This window comes from Mycobacterium sp. SMC-4 (genome assembly GCF_025263265.1).
Taxonomy (GTDB): domain Bacteria; phylum Actinomycetota; class Actinomycetes; order Mycobacteriales; family Mycobacteriaceae; genus Mycobacterium.
Genome location: NZ_CP079869.1, coordinates 4,052,760 through 4,073,283, shown reverse-complemented (window position 1 = coordinate 4,073,283; position 20,524 = coordinate 4,052,760). Strand labels below are relative to the sequence as shown.

General features: G+C 68.9%; 22 protein-coding genes. 11 read left to right on the top strand and 11 right to left on the bottom strand.

The window, feature by feature from the left end; translation table 11 throughout:
- Window positions 1-24: 24 nt before the first annotated feature.
- Window positions 25-321, bottom strand: coding sequence for a DUF732 domain-containing protein (locus tag KXD98_RS19220; RefSeq protein ID WP_260759917.1), 297 nt, complete (start codon window positions 319-321; stop codon window positions 25-27).
- Window positions 322-451: 130 nt separating this feature from the next.
- Here KXD98_RS19220 and KXD98_RS19215 point away from each other — a divergent pair, with 130 nt between their 5' ends.
- The gene (locus tag KXD98_RS19215; protein WP_260759916.1) at window positions 452-1,036 is read left to right on the top strand and encodes an HhH-GPD-type base excision DNA repair protein; all 585 of its coding nucleotides are present in this window, start codon (window positions 452-454) and stop codon (window positions 1,034-1,036) included.
- Here KXD98_RS19215 and KXD98_RS19210 read toward each other — a convergent pair.
- Both KXD98_RS19210 and KXD98_RS19205 read right to left on the bottom strand, forming a co-directional pair.
- On the bottom strand, window positions 1,033-1,395 hold the full coding sequence (locus KXD98_RS19210; RefSeq protein ID WP_260759915.1) for a recombinase family protein: 363 nt from the start codon (window positions 1,393-1,395) through the stop codon (window positions 1,033-1,035). The two genes, KXD98_RS19215 and KXD98_RS19210, sit on opposite strands and share 4 nt — an antisense overlap.
- Before the next feature lie 31 nt (window positions 1,396-1,426).
- Window positions 1,427-2,086 carry a nitroreductase family protein gene (locus KXD98_RS19205; RefSeq protein WP_260759914.1) on the bottom strand — a complete coding sequence of 220 codons (660 nt, stop codon included), beginning with the start codon at window positions 2,084-2,086 and terminating at the stop codon, window positions 1,427-1,429.
- 50 nt (window positions 2,087-2,136) lie between these two features.
- Here KXD98_RS19205 and KXD98_RS19200 point away from each other — a divergent pair, with 50 nt between their 5' ends.
- Window positions 2,137-2,283 (top strand): DUF1059 domain-containing protein, encoded by a 147-nt coding sequence (locus KXD98_RS19200; protein ID WP_260759913.1) that lies wholly within the window; start codon window positions 2,137-2,139, stop codon window positions 2,281-2,283.
- Window positions 2,284-2,320: 37 nt separating this feature from the next.
- Here KXD98_RS19200 and KXD98_RS19195 read toward each other — a convergent pair whose 3' ends face one another.
- Together KXD98_RS19195 and KXD98_RS19190 are read right to left on the bottom strand one after the other, a co-directional pair.
- On the bottom strand, window positions 2,321-3,286 hold the full coding sequence (locus KXD98_RS19195; protein ID WP_260759912.1) for a hypothetical protein: 966 nt from the start codon (window positions 3,284-3,286) through the stop codon (window positions 2,321-2,323).
- Window positions 3,287-3,334: 48 nt separating this feature from the next.
- A complete protein-coding gene (locus tag KXD98_RS19190; RefSeq protein WP_260759911.1) occupies window positions 3,335-3,919 on the bottom strand; it encodes a hypothetical protein in 585 nt (194 codons plus the stop codon).
- A 100-nt stretch (window positions 3,920-4,019) separates the two neighbouring features.
- On the opposite strand from KXD98_RS19190, the gene KXD98_RS19185 reads away from it, so the two are divergent.
- Entirely contained in the window at window positions 4,020-5,321 is a 1,302-nt protein-coding gene (locus KXD98_RS19185) for a mannosyltransferase (RefSeq protein ID WP_260759910.1), read from the top strand.
- Here KXD98_RS19185 and KXD98_RS19180 read toward each other — a convergent pair.
- Window positions 5,269-5,550, bottom strand: a complete 282-nt coding sequence (locus KXD98_RS19180) for a 4a-hydroxytetrahydrobiopterin dehydratase (protein WP_260759909.1) — start codon at window positions 5,548-5,550, stop codon at window positions 5,269-5,271. The genes KXD98_RS19185 and KXD98_RS19180 overlap by 53 nt on opposite strands.
- A 27-nt stretch (window positions 5,551-5,577) precedes the next feature.
- On the opposite strand from KXD98_RS19180, the gene KXD98_RS19175 reads away from it, so the two are divergent.
- On the top strand, window positions 5,578-5,991 hold the full coding sequence (locus KXD98_RS19175; protein WP_260759908.1) for a (deoxy)nucleoside triphosphate pyrophosphohydrolase: 414 nt from the start codon (window positions 5,578-5,580) through the stop codon (window positions 5,989-5,991).
- A 7-nt stretch (window positions 5,992-5,998) separates the two neighbouring features.
- Here the strand turns inward: KXD98_RS19175 and KXD98_RS19170 are convergent, their stop codons facing one another.
- From KXD98_RS19170 to KXD98_RS19160, 3 genes are all read right to left on the bottom strand, one after another.
- Window positions 5,999-7,801, bottom strand: coding sequence for a BCCT family transporter (locus KXD98_RS19170; protein WP_260765312.1), 1,803 nt, complete (start codon window positions 7,799-7,801; stop codon window positions 5,999-6,001).
- 271 nt (window positions 7,802-8,072) lie between these two features.
- The gene (locus tag KXD98_RS19165) at window positions 8,073-8,345 is read right to left on the bottom strand and encodes a hypothetical protein (protein ID WP_260759907.1); all 273 of its coding nucleotides are present in this window, start codon (window positions 8,343-8,345) and stop codon (window positions 8,073-8,075) included.
- Between the two features lie 100 nt (window positions 8,346-8,445).
- On the bottom strand, window positions 8,446-8,613 hold the full coding sequence (locus tag KXD98_RS19160; RefSeq protein WP_260759906.1) for a hypothetical protein: 168 nt from the start codon (window positions 8,611-8,613) through the stop codon (window positions 8,446-8,448).
- Between the two features lie 56 nt (window positions 8,614-8,669).
- Here KXD98_RS19160 and typA point away from each other — a divergent pair, with 56 nt between their 5' ends.
- Window positions 8,670-10,571 carry a translational GTPase TypA gene (gene typA, locus KXD98_RS19155; protein ID WP_260759905.1) on the top strand — a complete coding sequence of 634 codons (1,902 nt, stop codon included), beginning with the start codon at window positions 8,670-8,672 and terminating at the stop codon, window positions 10,569-10,571.
- Window positions 10,572-10,672: 101 nt separating this feature from the next.
- A complete protein-coding gene (locus KXD98_RS19150) occupies window positions 10,673-12,550 on the top strand; it encodes an ABC transporter family substrate-binding protein (RefSeq protein ID WP_260759904.1) in 1,878 nt (625 codons plus the stop codon).
- On the opposite strand, the gene KXD98_RS19145 is transcribed toward KXD98_RS19150, so the two are convergent.
- Window positions 12,534-13,784: a chloride channel protein gene (locus tag KXD98_RS19145; protein WP_260759903.1), complete on the bottom strand. Its 1,251-nt coding sequence runs from the start codon at window positions 13,782-13,784 to the stop codon at window positions 12,534-12,536. The genes KXD98_RS19150 and KXD98_RS19145 overlap by 17 nt on opposite strands.
- Before the next feature lie 61 nt (window positions 13,785-13,845).
- Between KXD98_RS19145 and mshB the strand changes: the two genes are divergently transcribed.
- The 5 genes from mshB to dapC all read left to right on the top strand — a co-directional run bounded on the left by mshB (window position 13,846) and on the right by dapC (window position 19,905).
- Window positions 13,846-14,700 (top strand): N-acetyl-1-D-myo-inositol-2-amino-2-deoxy-alpha-D-glucopyranoside deacetylase, encoded by an 855-nt coding sequence (gene mshB, locus KXD98_RS19140; protein WP_260759902.1) that lies wholly within the window; start codon window positions 13,846-13,848, stop codon window positions 14,698-14,700.
- Between the two features lie 110 nt (window positions 14,701-14,810).
- Window positions 14,811-15,278, top strand: a complete 468-nt coding sequence (locus tag KXD98_RS19135) for a hypothetical protein (RefSeq protein WP_260759901.1) — start codon at window positions 14,811-14,813, stop codon at window positions 15,276-15,278.
- A gap of 168 nt (window positions 15,279-15,446) precedes the next feature.
- A complete protein-coding gene (locus KXD98_RS19130; protein WP_260765311.1) occupies window positions 15,447-17,945 on the top strand; it encodes a bifunctional FO biosynthesis protein CofGH in 2,499 nt (832 codons plus the stop codon).
- Window positions 17,946-18,436: 491 nt separating this feature from the next.
- Entirely contained in the window at window positions 18,437-18,760 is a 324-nt protein-coding gene (gene fdxA / locus KXD98_RS19125) for a ferredoxin (RefSeq protein WP_260759900.1), read from the top strand.
- Window positions 18,761-18,816: 56 nt separating this feature from the next.
- Window positions 18,817-19,905: a succinyldiaminopimelate transaminase gene (gene dapC / locus KXD98_RS19120; protein WP_260759899.1), complete on the top strand. Its 1,089-nt coding sequence runs from the start codon at window positions 18,817-18,819 to the stop codon at window positions 19,903-19,905.
- 26 nt (window positions 19,906-19,931) lie between these two features.
- On the opposite strand, the gene KXD98_RS19115 is transcribed toward dapC, so the two are convergent.
- Complete coding sequence (locus KXD98_RS19115; protein WP_260759898.1) at window positions 19,932-20,432, bottom strand: hypothetical protein; 501 nt, start codon at window positions 20,430-20,432, stop codon at window positions 19,932-19,934.
- Between the last annotated feature and the right edge of the window lie 92 nt (window positions 20,433-20,524).

Here is a 20,524-nt window from a genome sequence, read left to right as displayed (position 1 = left end):
GCCTCTGCTCGTGGCCGGCTGCGCTCACTGAACGGGACACGCATAGGTCCTGGCGACCTCCATCACGCGCTGCTGTGCTCCGGGGCCGATGACCCCTTGGGCCGCCAGCTCCAATCCGATGTATCCGGGAATCCCGCCCACACACGCCTGGTGGGCAACCCGCCACGCGGTGTCGGGAGACAGGTGGTAACCGTTGCGCTGCAGGCCCTGCAGATACGTGTCGAACTCCGGTGTGCCTTGGTCGGGAATCGCAGCGGCGACGCCGGCCAACGCGATCGCGGCAGCGATTGCCCCAACAAGCGGCCCAACCACCCGTCTCATGTCCGTCTCCTCGTGTGCATCGACCGGTTCAGTCCTCAACGATCGCACAGCGACGGCGGCCCCGAATCCGGAACGACCTGACCCCGTCGGCGCCGGTGTCGAGCCTTTTCGGTCGCCCTAGACTGACGGGGTGGCCAGACTGCAGTTAGTTCAAGAACCCGCGGCCGACGCGCTGTTGGAGGCCAATCCCTTCGCACTGTTGGTCGGCATGCTGCTCGATCAGCAGATCCCGATGGAAGTGGCGTTCAGCGGGCCGAAGAAGATCGCGGATCGGCTCGGCGGATTCGACGCCGCGCAGATCGCCGACTACGACCCCGACAGGTTCGCCGAATTGTGTGCCCGCACCCCCGCGGTGCACCGCTTCCCCGGGTCGATGGCCAAGCGGGTGCAGGCGCTCGCGCAGGTGGTCGTCGACGACTACGACGGCGACGCCGCCGCGCTGTGGTCCGACGGTGCCGACGGGGCCGAGGTGTTGCGCCGGCTCAAGGCACTGCCGGGGTTCGGTGAGCAGAAGGCCAAGATCTTCCTGGCGTTGCTGGGCAAGCAGTACGGCGTCACCCCGAAAGGCTGGCGCGCCGCGGCCGGCGACTACGGCAAGGCCAACACCCACATGTCGGTGGCCGACGTGACCGACGCCGGCTCGCTGCAGAAGGTGCGGGCCTACAAGAAGGAAGCCAAAGCACAGGCGAAGATGGCGAAGGCCGTCAAAGGCTAGTCGAGGGTGGCCAGGTCGGTGAGCACGTCGGCGACCACCCGTCCGGTGGCGGTGGCGGTGTCCAGCCCGCTGCGCAGGCAGCGCAGTGTGATGCCGCGGCCATCGAGATCGGCGACGGTCCGGGTCACTTCGTTGGCGTTGCGCCCCAGCCGCTGCAGGGTGGCGACCACCACGACATCGCCGGCACGCGCGTAGCTCAACAGCGCGACCAGTCCGGCCCGCATCTTGTCCGTCGAGCCGGGATGGCGGTCGGTGAAGATGCGCCGCGAATCCACCCCGGCGGCGCACAGTTCGGACACCTGCTCGTCGAGGTCGGTGCAGCGGTGGCCGGCCATTGCATAACCCAGCGTGACCGCCATGTTCCCAAGGTCTCACGACGCTGCCCGCGCGTCACAGAGACGCGCCGTCGAACCGCTCTCGGGTGGCCAACGCCGAGACCGGTTTGCGGGTCAACCGCCGCACCTGATGGCGCGGTTTGCCCAGTGGCAGCACGGCAGCCACCGCGTAGCGCTCCGGGATGCCCAGTAGCTGCTTGACCCGGGACTCCTCGGCGACGGCCATGGTGGTCAGCACCCCACCGAACCCCTCGTTGCGGGCCGCCAGCAGCACGCTCCACGCGAACGGGTAGACCGACGCCCCCGCTACCAGGCCCACCCGGGGTAACTCCTGGTCGATGGCCGCGACCACCGACAGGTCGACACAGATCACCAGCACCACCGCGGCGTCGAACAGCGGGGCCGTCATCGCCGCCGGAACCTCGGCCGAGGCCAGCTGTCCCTCGGACAACGCGGTGGGATGCACGGGGCTCCAGGGCCCCTCGCCGTGCTGCTGTTGGGCCACATAGCGCCGGGCGCCGGGCAGGCTCAGCTCCGCCAGCGCCGCGCGGGTGGCGTGTTCGCGGATGACGATGACGCGCACGCCCTGGCGGTTGCCGCCGGTGGGAGCGAACCGCGCGTGGTCGAGGATGCGTTCCAGGGCCTCGTCGGGCAGCGGGTCATCGGTGAACTGCCGGACCGCACCCGTGGTGCGCATCGCCGCGTAGAGGTCCATGTCGGTGATCTTGTCCCATCCGTGCCTGCGAGCTGTGCCATTGTGAAGTCATGAAGACTCACCTGAACTGCCCGTGCGGCGAAGCCATCACCGGTAAGGACGAGGACGATCTGGTGGAGAAAGCCCAGCAGCACCTCTCCGACCAGCACCCGGGTCGCGACTACGACCGCGACGCCATCCTGTTCATGGCCTACTGACTTTCCGGCGTCACCGGATCAGGGGACGTCAGCTGGATCACGGGACGACGGTCGACCCGATGGTCGGCATGAACTGACACTGCTTCTCGGTCGTGGTGACCTGACCGAAGATCGTCGACATGATGCTGCCTGAGCCGGTATCGGCGATGGCAGTCAGCGTGGTCGGACCTTCGGGGTTGATATCGGGTCTCGGGGTGAGCGTCGCGCTGCCCGACTTGCCGGTCGTCAGGTTCACCCAGGTGACATTGAGCGGCAGCTTCTGCTCGGCCGCCGGACCCGGGGTGCCGATCGCGGTGAAGACGTAGGCCGTCTGGCCCGGCTTGGGGCCGGGGGTGGGGATGGTGGCCGGGCCGGCCACCGAGAGCGCGGTGGCAAGCACATTCCCGCCGTCACCGAGGCATCCGTTGCTGATCGACGGGTAAAGGAAGTCCTGGGTGACCGGGGCGTCGGGACCGAAGTCCGGTGCCGCTCCCGGGGTGGTTGCGGCGACGGGCGCAGCGGGCGGCAGCGGCTCGGGCGCGGGTGCCGGTGGCGGTACGGGGGCAGGTCCGGGTAGGGGTGCCGGACCGGGCGCGATCGCGGCGGGGGCGTGCGGCACCGTTTCGGGCACCGGGCCGACGGCGTGCGCCGGGTTGACCCCGGCGGGCAGATGAGCTTCGGTGCCCGGCACCGCTCCGGTGGCGGGCACGTGGGCCACCGGTTGGACGAACTGATTGACCGCCGACGCGACGTCGCGAGACGGACGCGGCGCTGCGGCGTCTCCGGCGAACACCGCGGCGGCGGCCATCAGCATCGAAGCGGCATTGGCGGGATCATTCGCGGCCTGCTGGATCACCGGACCGATGCTCTGCACGGCCGGCAGGCCGGGAGCCTGCAGCCCGTCGATCGGTATCGGCGCGGCAGCGGGGTCGGCGTGAGCCACTCCGGTCACGCCGACCGCTAGCAGAGCCATCGACGAACCCACCGCCACAGCGGTGGTGAGCTTCGTCCTGGTCGTCGACATGATCCCCCAATGTGGTTGATGTAGTGGATGTTTGGTGTGAGCCCCAGGTCAGGGCAGTGCCGAGAGCGGGGTGAACACCGGCGCGGGTGCCGGGGCTGCCACCGCTGGTGCCGGGGCCGTCGCGTCGCCGGTCGGCAGCAGGCCGCCCAGCGGGGTTCCGGTGGGCAGCAGCGATGCCAGGCCCCCGGGCACTCCGAGCGAATCGGTCAGCGCACCCAGTGGGTTCTGTGTCGGTGCGGCAGCCGGGGCGGGAGCCGCGGTGGTGTTGCCGACGGGCACCGTGGTGATGTTTCCGCCGGGCAGCGCGGTGGCACCCGGCAGCACATTGGCCGGCTGGGGCAGGGTGATCGAGGCCGTTGCCCCCGGCGCGGTCGCCGGAACACCCGTCGCCGCGGTGGCCACCGGCGCGGCAGCCGCCGGGGCATTGCCCATCACGTTGGCGAAGGTCTGCATGAGTTGGGTGGCCGCTTCCGGATTGGCCGCCAGCTGCTGCAGGAAGGGCAGCCCCGGGATCTCCGGTGCCGGCGCGGGTGCCGGCTGGGCGGTCGCGGAGGCCGACAGCGCCACGGCAGCCGAAACCGCCCCTGCCGCTGCGATCATCGTGGTTGCGAACAGTTTTCGGGTGCGGTGCATGAGATCTCCCAATCGGTCGGTGGCACGCCTGCACCCGAAGCTAGCGTGTTACTGGTGTTACTCAAGTGACATGTGTGGCATTTATCCATCCGTTACGCACATGAGCGCGGACGGTGACCGGCCCACCGATCGGATCACCCCGCGTCGATACAGTCGATTCATCGACACCTCGGAATCCGGGCCGGCGCCGCTGCGCTGCAGGCTGGCGGCGCGGCTGTTAGCCGCGGCGCCGGTCCTGCTGTTGTTCAGTGTCGCCGCCCGACTGGCGTGGACCTACCTGCTACCCAACGGTGCGAACTTCGTCGACCTGCACGTATACGTCGGCGGCGCGGCTGCGCTACACGATCCCAGCACCCTCTACGACTACGTCTACGCCGAACAGACCCCGGACTTTCCGCTGCCCTTCACCTATCCGCCGTTCGCCGCGGTGGTGTTCTATCCGCTGCAACTGCTGCCGTTCGGGGTGCTCGCGTTCTGCTGGCAACTCGGCATCGTCGCGGCGCTCTACGGCGTGGTGCGGTTGAGTCAGCGGCTGCTCTCGGTCGCCGATGGTGACGCGAGTCGGCGCATCGCGTTGCTGTGGACGGCCGCCGGTATCTGGACCGAGCCGCTGCGCAGCACGTTCGACTACGGCCAGGTCAACGTGGTGTTGGTGCTCGCGGTACTGGGCGCGGTGCACAGCAGCCGGTGGTGGCTGTCGGGACTGCTGGTCGGGCTGGCGGCTGGGGTCAAGCTGACGCCCGCGGTGTCGGGTCTGTACTTCCTCGGCGCGCGCCGCTGGCGCACCGTGCTGTGCTCGGCGGCGGTCTTCTTCGCCACCATCGGCGTGTCCGCCCTCGTCGTTGGTGAGCAGGTGCGGGTGTACTTCACCGAACTGCTCGGCGACGCCCACCGGGTGGGTCCGGTGGGCACGTCGTTCAACCAGTCCTGGCGCGGCGGAGTGTCGCGACTGCTCGGCCACGACGCCGGCTACGGTCCGGCGGTGTTGATCGGCATCGCGGTCACCGCGGTGCTCGCGATCCTGGCCTGGCGTGCCATCGGCGGCGCCGCGGACCGACTCGGCGCCATCCTCATCGTGCAGCTCTTCGGCCTGCTGCTGTCGCCGATCTCGTGGACCCACCACTGGGTGTGGTTGATCCCGCTGATGATCTGGCTGCTGCACGGCCCGCTGCGGGAATGCCTGGGCGCACGCATCCTGGGGTGGGGCTGGCTGGTCCTGACCCTGATCGGGGTGCCCTGGCTGTTGAGCTTCGCCCAGCCCTCCATCTGGACCATCCCCCGGCCGTGGTACCTGGCCTGGCCGGGGCTGATCTACCTCGGCGCCACCCTGGTGACGTTGGGGTGGGTCGCTATCCGAGGATCCCGTCGATATCGCGAGCCATCTGCACATCCTTGTCGGTGATCCCGCCTTCGGAATGCGTTACCAGCGCGAAAGTCACAGTGCGCCAACGGATATCGATGTCAGGATGGTGATCCTGGGCTTCGGCGTGTTCGGCGACCCGCCGAACGGCTTCGATGCCCTCGAGGAACGCCGGGAACTTCTCGGAGCGGCGCAACACGCCGTCGGCATGCTGCCAGCCGTTGAGCCCGGCCAGCGCGGAGGCGATCTGTTCGTCGGTCAGTAGAGCCATCACTCGACGGTATACCGTTTTGCGACGATGCCCCCTCCGCCGTCGGATCCGCTCGTCGTCGTCGCGGGCGCCCTCATCGAGCAGGGCGCGCTGCTGGTGGCCCAGCGTGCCCGGCCGCCCGAACTGGCCGGGCTGTGGGAACTACCCGGCGGCAAGCTCGCGCACGGCGAGAGCGACGCTGACGGGCTGTCCCGCGAACTGCGCGAAGAGCTCGGAATCACCGTGACAGTGGGAGCGCAGCTGGGCGCCGACGTCACGCTCGACGCGACGACGGTGCTGCGCGCCTACCTGGTCACTCGCACCGGTGGCGCCGTCACCGCGCACGAGCACCGCGCGCTGGGGTGGGTGCGCGCAGCCGAGCTCGAAGCGCTGCCGTGGGTGCCCGCCGACCGGGCCTGGTTGCCCGACCTGGCACCGCTGCTGTTGCAGTCTGCGGGGTGAGGCCCGTTCAGCCCCTCGGGTTGTCGGTAGCCGGCACGCTGTCGCCGTCTTGACCCTCGGGCAGTTCGCGGTCGGGATCACCGAGAAAGTCACCCTCGACCGGCTCATCACCCTGCAGCGGATCGACCGGCTCGGTGACGGTCAGCTCTCCGGTGGTGGGATGTACCTCCACCAGATGTGTCGACACGCTGCGCACCGCGACCAGACCTGCCAGCGTCGCCGAGACGTCATGGCGGCTGCCGTGCGCCGCCCCTCCGTTGGCGGTGGTGACCTGCAGGAAGCGTGGCGTGGTCGCCAGGTCGTAGCGGAACGCGCGGATCATCGCCACACAGGCCGCGACCAGCACCAGCGACAGTGGCGCCGCCGTCGCGATCGACGCGGTCTGCAGTGCCGTCAGTGATCCGGCACCACCGACCACCAGCAGCACCGCCGCAGCCAGGCCTTCGAGTCCGGCCCAGTACACCCGGGTCAGCTTCGGCGGATCGAGGTTCTCCCCGCCGGTGGACAGGATGTCGATCACCAGCGACCCGGAGTCCGAGGAGGTGATGAAGAAGAACACGATCACCAACAGCGCGATCACGCTGGTGATGACCCCCAACGGGAGTCCGCCGAGCAGCTGGAACAACGAAGTGTTGGTGTCCACCGCGCCGTCGACCAGCATGTCGCCGTCATCGCGCTGGCGCAGGATGGCGGAGTCGCCGAAGACGGTGAACCACAGCGACCCGATCAGCGTGGGCAACAGCAGCACGCCGGCGACGAACTCGCGGATGGTGCGCCCGCGCGAGATCCGGGCGATGAACATGCCCACGAACGGCGCCCAGCTGATCCACCACCCCCAGTAGAACACCGTCCACGAACCCAGCCAGGTCCCGTCGCTGAACGGCGACGTGCGCAGCGACAATTCCGGCAGCGCCTGAATGTAGCCGCCCAGGTTCTGCACCCAGGCCTGCAGCAGGAACAGCGTCGGCCCGAGCAGCAGGACGAACGCGGCCAGCATCGCCGCCATCGTCATGTTGATGTTGGACAGCCACTTCAGGCCCCTGCTGACCCCGCTGACCACCGACGCGGTTGCGATCACGGTGATCAGCGCGATCATCCCGACGATCCACCAGTTGTTGACCTCGATCCAGCCCAGATATTCCAGGCCGGCCGCGATCTGGGTGATGCCGAAGCCCAGCGAAGTCGCCACTCCGAACAACGTGCCGACCACCGCGATGACGTCGATGGTGTGACCGATCCACCCCGACACCCGTTCCTTGCCGATCAGCGGCTCGAGCAACCAGCGCACCGACAGCGGACGACCCCGACGGTAAGTCATGTAGGCCATGCCCAGGCCGACGACCACATAGATCGCCCAGGCGTGCAGACCCCAGTGGAACAACGTCAGCGACATCGCCTGGTTGGCTGCCGCGTCGGTGAGCCCGTCGATGCCGCGCGCCGCCGGCGGATCGACGTAGTGCGACAACGGCTCGGCCACCCCGTAGAACACCAAGCCGATGCCCATCCCGGCGCTGAACAGCATCGCCATCCAGGCGGGGAAGGAGAACTCCGGGCGTTCACCGTCCTCGCCCAGCCGGATGGTGCCGATCCGCGAGACGCCGCAGTAGACGGCGAACACCACGAAGACGGTGGCGACGAGGATGTACCACCAGCCCACGGTGTTCGTGATCGCGGCGTTGAGGTCGGTGAACGCGTTCTCCGCGGTCGCCGAGAAGATCACCGAGAACAGGATCAGCCCGATGATGATCACCGAGGCCGGGATGAACACGGCCGGGTGCAGGCTGCGGATGGCTGCGCGAACCGGATTCATCGTCGCGCGGTCGTCCTCGCCGGGTGCTTGCGATGTCGACATCTGTGCTGGCTCCTCGTCATCGTCGTCATCTCGTCGCGTGTGCCAGAAAGCTGCGTCTCGTTTCGATGCCGCCGACGTCGCCGACGTCGAGGCGCCTACGACCATAACCCGTCGACGATCGCCGACGGGCAGGGCTGGCAAAGGTGACGATGTCGTGGACCGGCCGAAATTTCTTTCTCGCGAGCTGTGCGCGACGATCAGCGCGCGACAAGCAATCTCGGACTTCCTGTTAGTACCGCAACCGATCGCCGGTGACCCGCACGTCGGTGCGGCTGTCCGGATGGCTGAGCGCATGCAGCGGATGCAGCAGCACCGGATGCCGGCAGTGCGGGCACGACGGGGCGGACTCGTTGGCGGTGCTGTAGGTCAAATGCCGGCATTCGGTACATCGCACGATGAAGAATGCGCCGAACCAATTGGCCAGCCCGAGGAAAATCGCGATGGTTGTCGCGGTTGCCAGCACCGCGATCACAGCGACGGTGAGCGCCGGATAAACCGTCATGTCGGCACCTCCAAAAACGCCTGACGGGTCCCTCCAGGGTACGCGCCCGCGGTTGCCCTCCGCGGCGCATTCGGGGGCAGAAGCTGGTCGTGGGAGGTGCTCAGGACTTGCGCGCGCGCTTGAAGACCTTGGCCAATTCCTTGCCTCGCAGACCGTTCAACTCGGCTTTCCGGACCTTGCTCACCACCAGCGGGCAACGCTTGCAGCGTGGCTTGCTGCGGCAGCATTTCTTCTTGGCTTTGAGGTCGGAAAGCTTGTTCGGCTTCACGTGAGCTGTCTCTCTCGTTTTCGTGATCGGCGTGTCGCACTGCGACAATCACCGGCGTGAATTCTCGCCCCAACTTTCGCAACGTCGCCATTGTGGCTCACGTCGACCACGGCAAGACGACCCTGGTCGACGCGATGCTGCGGCAATCCGGCGCGTTGGCCGCCGAACGTGGCGAGGCCACCGAACGCATCATGGACTCCGGCGATCTGGAACGCGAAAAAGGCATCACGATCCTGGCCAAGAACACCGCTGTACACCGTCACCACGGTGACGGCACCGTCACCGTGATCAACGTGATCGACACCCCCGGCCACGCCGATTTCGGCGGTGAGGTCGAGCGGGGTCTGTCCATGGTCGACGGTGTCCTGCTGCTGGTCGATGCCTCGGAGGGGCCGCTGCCGCAAACCCGCTTCGTGCTGCGCAAGGCGCTGGCGGCGCACCTGCCGGTGATCCTGGTGGTCAACAAAACCGACCGCCCCGACGCGCGCATCGCCGAGGTGGTCGAGGAAAGCCACGATCTGCTGCTCGACGTCGCCTCCGATCTCGACGACGAAGCGCAGGCCGCCGCGGAGAAGGCACTGGACCTGCCGACGCTGTACGCCTCGGGTCGGGCCGGCGTGGCCAGCACCACCGCGCCTGCCGATGGCGAGGTGCCGGCCGGGGACAACCTCGACCCGCTGTTCGAGGTGTTGATGGACAACATTCCGCCGCCGGCCGGGGACCCTGACGCGCCGTTGCAGGCCCTGGTGACCAACCTCGACGCGTCGGCCTTCCTGGGTCGTTTGGCGCTGATCCGCATCTACAACGGCCGGCTCAAGAAGGGCCAGCAGGTGGCCTGGATGCGCGAGGTGGACGGCGTCCCCGTCATCACCAATGCCAAGATCACCGAGCTGCTGGCCACCGTCGGTGTGGAGCGCGCTCCGACCGACGCCGCCGAGGCCGGCGACATCGTGGCGGTGGCCGGACTGCCGGAGATCATGATCGGCGACACTCTTGCCGATCCGGAACACGCGCATGCGCTGCCCCGGATCACCGTCGACGAACCGGCGATCTCGGTGACCATCGGCACCAACACCTCACCGCTGGCGGGCAAGGTGTCGGGCCACAAACTCACCGCGCGGATGGTGAAGTCCCGGCTGGACGCCGAACTGGTCGGCAACGTGTCGATCCGGGTGGTCGACATCGGTCGTCCCGACGCGTGGGAGGTGCAGGGCCGCGGCGAGTTGGCGCTGGCGATCCTGGTCGAGCAGATGCGCCGCGAGGGTTTCGAGCTGACTGTCGGCAAGCCCCAGGTGGTCACCCGGACCATCGACGGCGCGCTGCATGAGCCGTTCGAAGCGCTGACCATCGACTGCCCCGAGGAGTACGTCGGGGCGATCACCCAGCTGATGGCCGCGCGCAAGGGCCGCATGGAGGAGATGACCAACCACGCGGCGGGCTGGGTCCGGATGGACTTCATCGTCCCCAGCCGCGGCCTGATCGGGTTCCGCACCGACTTCCTCACCGAGACGCGCGGCACCGGTATCGCCAACGCGGTGTTCGACGGCTACCGCCCGTGGGCCGGGGAGATCCGGGCCCGCCACACCGGATCACTGGTGTCCGACCGCAGCGGCACCGTCACACCGTTCGCGATGATCCAGCTCGCCGACCGCGGCCAGTTCTTCGTCGAGCCTGGCCAGGACACCTACGAGGGCCAGGTCGTCGGGATCAACCCGCGTGCCGAGGACCTCGACATCAACATCACGCGCGAGAAGAAGCTGACCAACATGCGCTCGTCCACGGCCGACGTCATCGAGACACTGGCCCGCCCCCTCGAGCTCGACCTCGAGAAGGCCATGGAGTTCTGCGCGGGCGACGAATGCGTGGAGGTGACCCCAGAGATCGTGCGGGTGCGCAAGGTCGACCTGGACGCCACCACGCGGGCGCGTAACCGGTCCCGGGCCAAGGCGCGCGGATAACCGGCCCGTCCTCGACTGTGCGTATGCGGCGCGCAGCGACGCAAATCTGCACCCGTGGCGCACACTCGGCGCCGGCGCCGCGGGTCGATACCCTGACAGGCGTGCTGACCGCCCGCCGAGTGTCGACCCTCGCGGTCTTGTCGGTCCTGCTGCTGCTCGGCGGCTGCACGGTGAGCCCGCCGCCGGCGCCGCAGAGCACCGACACCACCGAGCCGCCGCCGCCGCCGCCGATGAAGGCCACCCAGATCATCATGGCGATCGACTCGATCGGGCCCGGTTTCAACGCGCACCTGCTGTCCGATCAGTCACCGGTCAATGCGGCCATCAGCTCACTGGTGCTGCCCAGCTCCTTCCGGCCGGTGCCGGATCCGGCCACTCCCACCGGCTCGCGCTGGGAGATGGACACCTCACTGCTGGTGTCGGCCGAGGTGACCAGCCAGGAGCCGTTCACCGTGACCTACAAGATCCGGCCGGAAGCGCAGTGGACCGACAACGCGCCCATCGGTGCCGACGACTTCTGGTACCTGTGGCGCCAGATGGTCAGCCAGCCCGGAGCAGTCGACCCGGCCGGCTATGACCTGATCACCGGAGTGCAGTCGGTCGAGGGCGGCAAGACGGCTGTCGTCACGTTCTCCCAGCCCTATCCGGCGTGGCGGGAACTGTTCAACAACATCCTGCCGGCGCACATCGTCAAGGATGTCCCGGGCGGGTTCGCCGCCGGTCTGGCGCGCGCGCTGCCGGTGACCGGAGGCCAGTTCCGGGTGGAGACCATCGACCCGCAGCGCGACGAGATCCTGCTGGCCCGCAACGACCGCTACTGGGGCACGCCGGCGACGCCGGACTTGGTGCTGTTCCGCCGAGGCGGTAGCCCCGCCGCCCTGGCCGACTCGATCCGCAACGGTGACACCCAGGTCGCCCAGGTACACGGCGGTGCGGTGGTGTTCGCGCAGCTCTCGGCGATCCCTGACGTGCGGACCGCGCGGATCGTCACACCGCGGGTGATGCAACTGACGCTGCGTGCCCAGCAACCGGCGTTGACCGACCCCCAGGTCCGCCGAGCCATCCTCGGCTTACTGGACGTGGACCTGCTGGCCGCGGTCGGCGCCGGCGACGACAACACCGTGACGCTGGCCCAGGCGCAGGTGCGCTCCCCGTCAGACACCGGCTATGTGCCCACAGCGCCGCCGGCGATGACCCGCGACGAGGCGATGGGCCTGCTGGCCGACGCCGGCTACCAGATCGAGGTGGCGGCGCCCGCCCCGGATCAGCCCGAACCCAGCCCGCCGGCCGACAACGGTCGCGGTCAGCTCGTGCGCGACGGAGAACCGCTGACGTTGGTTCTCGGTGTCGCCGCCAACGACCCCACCTCGGTGGCGGTGGCCAACACCGCGGCCGACCAACTGCGCAACGTCGGGATCGCCGCATCGGTGGCGGCGCTGGACCCGGTCGCGCTCTACAGCGAGGCGCTGGTCAACAACCGGGTCGACGCGGTCGTCGGTTGGCGGCAGGCCGGTGGCGACCTTGCCACGGCGTTGGCGTCGCGATACAGCTGCCCCGCGTTGGAAGCCACCGCGGTGACCACCAGCCCGCCACCGGATCCGCCGACACCCACACCGTCGCCGTCGGATCCGGGGCCGACACCCACTGTGCCCACGCCACCCTCGCCGACGCGCACTGCCACCTCGCCGCCCCCGGCACCCGACACCGGAGAACTCGTCCAGGCGCCGAGCAACATCACCGGCATCTGCGACCGCACCATCCAGCCGCTCATCGACGCTGCGCTGCGCGGCACCGCCGACATTGCCGAGGTCATCGACGAGGTCGAACCGAAGCTGTGGAATCTGTGGACGGTGTTGCCGATCCTGCAGGACACCACGATCGTCGCGGCCGGACCCAGCGTGCAGAACGTCAGCCTCAGCGGTGCGGTGCCGGTCGGCATCGTCGGCGACGCCGGCGAATGGGTCAAACCTCCTCAGTAGCCGCGCGGCGCGGCACCGGTGTGGCGCGCCCGAGCCGGGCGATGCCCGCCGCGCACCACGTGCACAGGGCGAACACCGCCAGCAGCCACCACGGTGGCCAGGCCAGTTCCCAGACGAACAATGCGGCAAACAGCGGCGAGCGCTGGGTGACGGCGAGCACGCCGGCCGCGCAGGTCAACGACACGGCCGGGATGTCCAGGTTCGTTCCGGCCCACTGGTTGAGGGCGAGCGCGGCCACCGTCCCGGCCGCCGCGCCGGTGGCCAGCGCTGGGGTGAGCAGACCGCCGACCGCCCCTGCCCGCAGGAACAGTGCGCTGAGCAGCGGTTTGAGGATCAGGATGGCCGCGGCTGCGGTCAAGGTCATCCCGCTGGCCATGCTGACCTGCAGGATGCTGCGCCCGTTGCCGGGCAGTTCGGGCAGCCAGATCGAGCAGACACCGGTCAGTAGCCCCGCACCCGCGATCGCCGGGATCATCAGGGGCGTGTGGATCGCGACGGCAGGCCGGGCCGCGGTGGTCAGTCTGTCGAAGGCCAGACCCACCGCTGCCGCCAGCGGCGCCAGCGCCAGCGCCAGCACCGCGAACAGTGGCGAGAGCCGATCGTCGGGCCAGACCAGCGGGTGCTGGAGATGGGTGACCGGGGCTGCGACCGTGACGGCCAGACTCGAGGTGATCAGCGCGGTACCGACGGCACGCGGGTGCCAGGTGCCGAGCAGAATGCGCGCGGCGAACACCGCGCCTCCGAGCGGCACACTGTAGACCGCGGCCAACCCGGCCCCGGCGGCGCAGGCCAGCAGGATTTCCCGGTCGCGCGGGGTCAGACTCAGCCGGGCGGTGCCGATGTCGGCCCACACCGCGGCGAGCTGGCGTGGCGCCCCTTCGCGGCCCAGGGAGGCGCCCGACCCCACCAACAGCACCTGCAGGCCCGCGTCGATGGACAGCACCCGGCGCGGGGCGGGGCCAGGCTCGGTGATGACCGCCGACAACGCCGGCACCTCGTGCCGTCGGCGCAGCAGCCACCACCCGCAGCCGGCCAACGCTGCGCCCACCATGGGCCCGAGCGCTCGCCGGATCGGGCTGCTGCCCTCGACCCCGGTCAGCAGCGTGCCGAAGTCATACCGGTAGGTGAGGTGCTCGACGGCGTGCAGGAGCAGTGTCGTGGCGGCTCCCGCGGCGCCGGCGAGCAGACCGATGACCACGATCGCGCACCCGTACTCCACGCCCCGGCGCGTCACGATCAGAATGTATGCCAGGTCCGCCGCCCGCACCTGCCGACAAGCAGGCAAGCTTGTCGGAATGGAGACCCCGAGGCTGCTGTTCGTCCACGCCCATCCCGACGACGAAACCCTGACCACGGGTGCAACGATCGCCCACTACACCGCGCTCGGAGCGCAAGTCTGGGTCGTCACCTGCACGCTCGGCGAAGAGGGCGAGGTCATCGGTGAGCAGTGGGCGGGACTGGCGGTCGACCACGCAGACCAACTGGGCGGCTTCCGCGTCGGTGAATTGACCGCGGCGCTGACCGCGCTCGGCGTGGACCGGCCCCGCTACCTGGGTGGCGCGGGACGCTGGCGTGACTCCGGTATGGCAGGTACGCCGTCCCGGGGTCGGGAACGCTTCGTCGACGGGAACTTTGCCGAACAGACCGACGCGCTGGCCGCATCGATCGACGAGCTGCGTCCGCACGTGGTGGTCACCTACGACCCGAACGGCGGTTACGGCCACCCCGACCACATCCACGCCCACCGAGTCACCACGGCCGCGGTCGATGCCGCCCGGTGGCAGGTGCCCAAGTTCTACTGGACAGTGATGTCGGCGTCGGCGCTGGCCGCCGGGGACACCCTGCTGGCGCAGGCCCCCGACCACTGGACCCGGATCCCGCTGTCGTCGCTGCCTTTCGACGCCTACGCCGACGACGCGATCGATGCGGCACTGGATCTCACTGCGCAGTTGCCGGCAAAGGTTGCCGCGCTGCGCGCCCATCAGACTCAGGTCAGCGTGTCCGGCGACGGCCGGTTCTTCGCGCTGTCGAACACCATCGCGCTGCCGGTCTCTGCTACCGAGCACTATGTGCTGGCAGCCGGTCATGCCGGTCGGCGCAACGAACTCGGCTGGGAGACCGACCTGCTGGCGGGGTTGAAGATCAGTTGACGACGCGGCGAGCGGGTAAGCTGCCTGCAACCGCGCGCAGAAGGGCAGCACATGGACCCCGACCTGGATCCCAACCTGCAGAACTGGCAGGACCGGCTGGACAGCTATCAGTGGGTTCTCGGATCGCTGGTGTCCTTGCTCGACAGCATCCCGACCTGACAGCGTCCGCCCCTCCGGCTCCCGGCCGGCTGCGCGCTGTCGTGCTGTTTCTCCTCGGTCTCGACGGCGTGCTCTCGGCCCTGATGGCCGTGTTCTTCCTGCCGTTGCGGCTGGGCTCGGTTCCCATCCCGATCAGCGCGCTGCTCAGCGGCCTGCTCAACGTCGCATTGGTGTGGGCGGCGCTGCAGTGGACGTCGGCGCCGCGACTGGCTGCGCTGCCGGTGTGGACCTGGCTGGCCACCGTGCTGTTGTGCACCTTCGGTGGGCCGGGCGACGACATCATCTTCGGCGGCGTGGGGCTGATGGAGTACGGACCGCTGCTGTTGATCGCGCTGGGCGCCCTGCCGCCCGCCTGGCTGGTGATGCGGCGCTCCGCGGCGCCGAGCGCCGGGGCGAGCCCCGCCGCCCGGCGCCGGTGACTACTGTGACCCCTATGTCGTGTGGCTGGCAGGCGCATTCCGTTTCAGATAGTGAGACGCGCGGATGATCCGCGACGACGCCGGGGTTACAGGGAAGTGGCTCTGAACTCCCAGCGCGGTGCCCATCTACCCGATCCGGTGGTTCCGCCCGCCCGTAATGCCGCCGCGATGCGGCGCGTGCTGCGGCGGGCCCGCGACGGTGTGGCGCTCAACGTCGACGAGGCTGCCATCGCGTTGTCCGCCCGCGGCGACGACCTGACCGAGTTGTGTGTCAGCGCCGCGCGGGTGCGCGACGCCGGCCTGGCAGCGGCGGGCCGGCGGGGCGGTACCGGGGCGTTGCCGGTCAGCTACTCACGCAAGGTCTTCATCCCGATCACCCACCTGTGTCGCGATACCTGCCACTACTGCACGTTCGTAACCGTGCCCGGCCGACTGCGCGCCCAGGGCAAGGGCATGTACCTGGAGCCCGACGAGATCCTCGACATTGCACGCCGCGGTGCCGAGATGGGTTGCAAAGAGGCATTGTTCACCCTCGGTGACCGGCCGGAGGCGCGCTGGGACGAGGCCCGCCAGTGGCTCGACGAGCGCGGGTATGACTCCACACTGGACTACGTGCGAGCGATGGCCATCCGGGTGCTCGAGGAGACCGGGCTGTTGCCGCATCTGAACCCCGGGGTGATGAGCTGGGCCGAACTGTCGCGACTCAAACCCGTTGCGCCATCGATGGGGATGATGCTGGAGACGACCTCGCGCCGGCTGTTCGAGGACAAGGGTCAGGCCCACTACGGCAGTCCCGACAAGGACCCCGAGGTGCGCCTGCGCACGCTGGCCGATGCGGGCCGGCTGTCCATTCCGTTCACCACAGGACTGCTGGTCGGTATTGGTGAGACGCTGGCCGAGCGGGCCGAGACCATTCACGCGATCCGCCGCTCGCACAAAGAGTTCGGGCACATCCAGGAAGTCATTGTGCAGAACTTCCGGGCCAAGGACCACACCGCGATGGCCGGTGCGCCCGATGCCGGCTTCGACGATTTCGTGGCCACCATCGCGGTCACCCGTCTGGTGCTGGGGCCCAAGATGCGCATCCAGGCCCCGCCGAACCTGGTGTCGCGCCAGGAGTGCCTGGCCCTGATCGCCGCCGGAGTCGACGACTGGGGTGGGGTTTCACCGCTGACTCCCGACCACGTGAACCCGGAACGACCCTGGCCGGCGCTCGACGAACTCGCCGCCGTCACCGCCGAGGCCGGCTACGACCTGGTGCAGCGCCTCACCGCGCAGCCGCAGTATGTGCAGGCCGGCGCCGCCTGGATCGATCCGCGCGTGCGTGGGCACGTCGACGCGCTGGCCGACCCGGACACCGGGTATGCACTCGACGTCAATCCGGCCGGGCGCCCGTGGCAGGAACCCGACGAGGCCTCGGAGTCCTTGGGGCGGGTTGATCTGCACGCGGCCATCGACGATGCGGGTCGACTCACCGATACCCGCAGCGACCTCGACAGCGCATTCGGCGATTGGGAGTCGATCCGTCAGAAGGTAGGGGAGCTGGCCGCCCGCGGGCCCGAACGCATCGACACCGATGTGCTGTCCGCGCTGAAAACTGCCGAACGTGACCCGGCCGCGTGCACCGACGACGAGTACCTCGCGCTGGCCACCGCCGACGGTTCGGCGCTCGACGCTGTTGCCGCACTGGCAGATTCGCTGCGCCGCGATGCTGTCGGCGATGACGTCACGTTCGTCGTCAACCGCAACATCAACTTCACCAACATCTGCTACACCGGGTGCCGTTTCTGTGCGTTCGCCCAGCGCAAGGGCGACGCCGACGCGTACTCGCTGTCCACCGCCGAGGTCGCCGACCGGGCGTGGGAGGCTCACGTCGCCGGCGCCACCGAGGTGTGCATGCAGGGCGGAATCGACCCGGAGTTGCCCGTGACCGGTTACGCGGATCTGGTCCGCGCGGTCAAAGCGCGGGTGCCTTCGATGCACATCCACGCGTTCAGTCCGATGGAGATCGCCAACGGCGTCACCAAGAGCGGCTTGAGCGTGCGGGAGTGGCTGATCGCACTGCGTGAGGCCGGTCTGGGATCGATACCGGGCACGGCCGCGGAGATCCTCGACGATGAGGTGCGCTGGGTACTGACCAAGGGCAAGCTACCGACCTCGATGTGGATCGACGTCATCACCACCGCCCACGAGGTCGGGCTGCGATCGAGTTCGACGATGATGTACGGCCATGTCGACACGCCGCGGCACTGGGTGGGACACCTGCGGGTGCTCCGCGACATCCAGGATCGAACCGGGGGATTCACCGAGTTCGTGCCGTTGCCGTTCGTGCACCAGTCCTCGCCGCTCTATCTGGCCGGTGGGGCGCGTCCGGGCCCGACGCACCGGGACAACCGCGCCGTACATGCGTTGGCGCGGATCATGCTGCACGGCAGGATCTCCAACATCCAGACCAGCTGGGTCAAACTCGGTGTGCAGCGCACCCAGGTGATGCTGCGCGGCGGGGCCAACGACCTCGGCGGCACCCTGATGGAGGAGACCATCTCGCGGATGGCGGGATCGGAGAACGGTTCGGCCAAGACGGCCGCCGAGCTCGTCGCCATCGCCGAGGGCATCGGGCGCCCGGCACGCCAGCGGTCCACCGACTACACCCCGCTGGCGGCCTGAGCGCCGAGTCGGTGCGGCACCGCAGCGACCGGTCAGGTGCTCAGGGTACGGGCGCCTCCGCGGGCGCCCCGCCGCGGCGACTGCTCGGCGATCCCGCGCGCCCATTCGGTGCACCCGGCTTCGGAGACCGAACAGACCGTCGTGTCCGGCCGAATCGCCGGGCGAGGTCAGATCCCGAGCTCGGCTGTGCGCAGAGCGAGACCAGCATCGCGTGCGGCAGACCCACCCCGGGCGCGTAGGGCAGCGGCCGAACCCTGAGCAACTCGTTGCGCACCGGACACGGCGCGCACCTGACTAGGCGAGCGGTAAATGAGACGGTTAGTATCTGTAACCACGCGCAACCCCTAAACCGGATTGCGCTAGTTAGGGGACACTAAGGCAAACGTCCCGGCAAGGGCAGGGATACTTGCTGGGACCTGTTCGCAGTTGAGCTCTCTACCTGTTAAGCAGCCCGCAGGATTGCAGTTCGAGAGGACTTGAGGAGTAGTTAGGTGACGTACGTCATTGCCGAGCCTTGCGTCGACGTCAAAGACAAGGCGTGCATCGAGGAATGCCCTGTCGACTGCATCTACGAGGGCGCACGCATGCTGTACATCCACCCGGACGAGTGCGTCGACTGCGGCGCTTGCGAACCGGTGTGTCCGGTGGAGGCGATCTACTACGAGGACGACGTCCCCGACCAGTGGAGTAGCTACACCCAGAGCAACGCGGACTTCTTCAGCGAGCTCGGGTCGCCCGGCGGAGCGTCGAAGGTCGGCCAGACCGACAACGACCCGGCGGAGGTAAAGAGCCTGCCGCCGCAGGGCGAGGACTGAGAACAACGGCGCGCGCACGCGATGACCGGGAAGGCGCTGACGTCGGCCACCGGCCATTGAAATCGGCGGCGTTGCCGGTGTTCCCGTGGGACACGCTGGCAGAAGTCACGGCCACCGCACGAGCGCACCCAGACGGGATCGTCGACCTGTCGGTGGGCACACCGGTCGATCCGGTCGCGGCGGTCATCCGTGATGCGCTCGCGGCCGCCAGCGCCGCTCCCGGGTACCCGACGACAGCAGGTACCGAAGCGCTGCGCAGTTCCGCGGTCGCGGCGCTGCAGCGCAGGTACGGCATCACCGGGCTGACCCCGCAGGCAGTATTGCCCTCGATCGGCACCAAGGAGCTGATCGCCTGGCTTCCGACGTTGCTCGGACTCGGATCCGGCGACACCGTGGTCGTGCCGGAGCTGGCCTACCCCACCTACGAGGTGGGGGCGCTGCTGGCCGGAGCGCAGGTCATCCGAGCCGATTCGCTGACCCAGCTGGGACCTTTGCCCACGGCCCTTGTCTACCTGAACTCGCCGAGCAACCCGACCGGCAAGGTCCTCGGCGTCGAGCATCTGCGCAAGGTTGTCGACTGGGCCCGCGAGCGCGGGGTGCTGGTCGCTTCCGACGAGTGTTACCTGGGCCTCGGATGGGAGGCCGCGCCGGTGTCGATCCTGCACCCCGACGTCTGCGACGGCGACCACACCGGGTTGCTGGCGCTGCATTCGCTGTCGAAGACCTCGTCGCTGGCCGGTTACCGGGCGGGTCTGGTCGCCGGTGATCCCGCGGTCGTCGCCGAGCTGCTGGCGGTGCGCAAGCACGCCGGCATGATGGTGCCGTTTCCGGTGCAGGGCGCGATGGTGGCCGCGTTCGACGATGACGAGCACGAGCTGGCCCAGCGAGAGCGTTATGCGCGACGCCGGGCCGCACTACTCGATGCACTGCAATCGGCCGGCTTCACCGTCGACCACTCCGAAGCGGGGCTCTATCTGTGGGCGACTCGCGGTCAACCGTGCCGGCAGACCCTGGCCTGGTTTGCCGAACGCGGCATCCTGGTCGCGCCGGGGGAGTTCTACGGCCCGCGTGGTGCCCAGCATGTCCGGATCGCGTTGACGGCCACCGACGAGCGGATCGCCTCGGCAGTGCAGCGCCTGAGCTGAGGTTGCGCACGACAGCGCGCCCGCAATCAGGCCGGGTACGCGGCCACCGGCATGATGACAGTGCCCTTGCACAGGCCGTCGAGGATCTCGGTGCGCCACGTGCCGAACAGCGACCCGTCCGGCGCCGGCGCATAGAACACCAGTGAGCGGGCCGGTGCGTACTCGCGCGGCACGTCGTCACCGCGGAAGCACTCCCACTGCCAGTTGTAGTTGAAGACCCACTGTTTGCCGTCCCATGCGTAGCGGGTGGGCTGCGGGATGGTGGGGTTGGTGGGCGCCGGGCCGTCCGAGGCAGTGGCCGTGCAGATGGTGGCGCAGGACGTCGTAAACCTGTACTGCGCGCTGAAATCCGGCTCCGGTTGGCGTGCCGCGACGCTGGTGCCCATCTTCTCCGACGCGTAGGTCACCACCGTGTATCGGCCGTTCCATCCCTGGGGTGCGGCCTGTGCCGTGGCTGCGGTGCAAACGCCCAGCGCGGCAAAGACTGTCGCGGATGCTAGCGCGCTGCGCGCCCGGGGGGCAGACATGGTTCCTCGCAGTGTTGTCCAGTGTTGGCAGTTCACAACCTAATTGCCCTATCCGTCAACCTGCCTGACCGACACGACCGGTAGCGGCACAG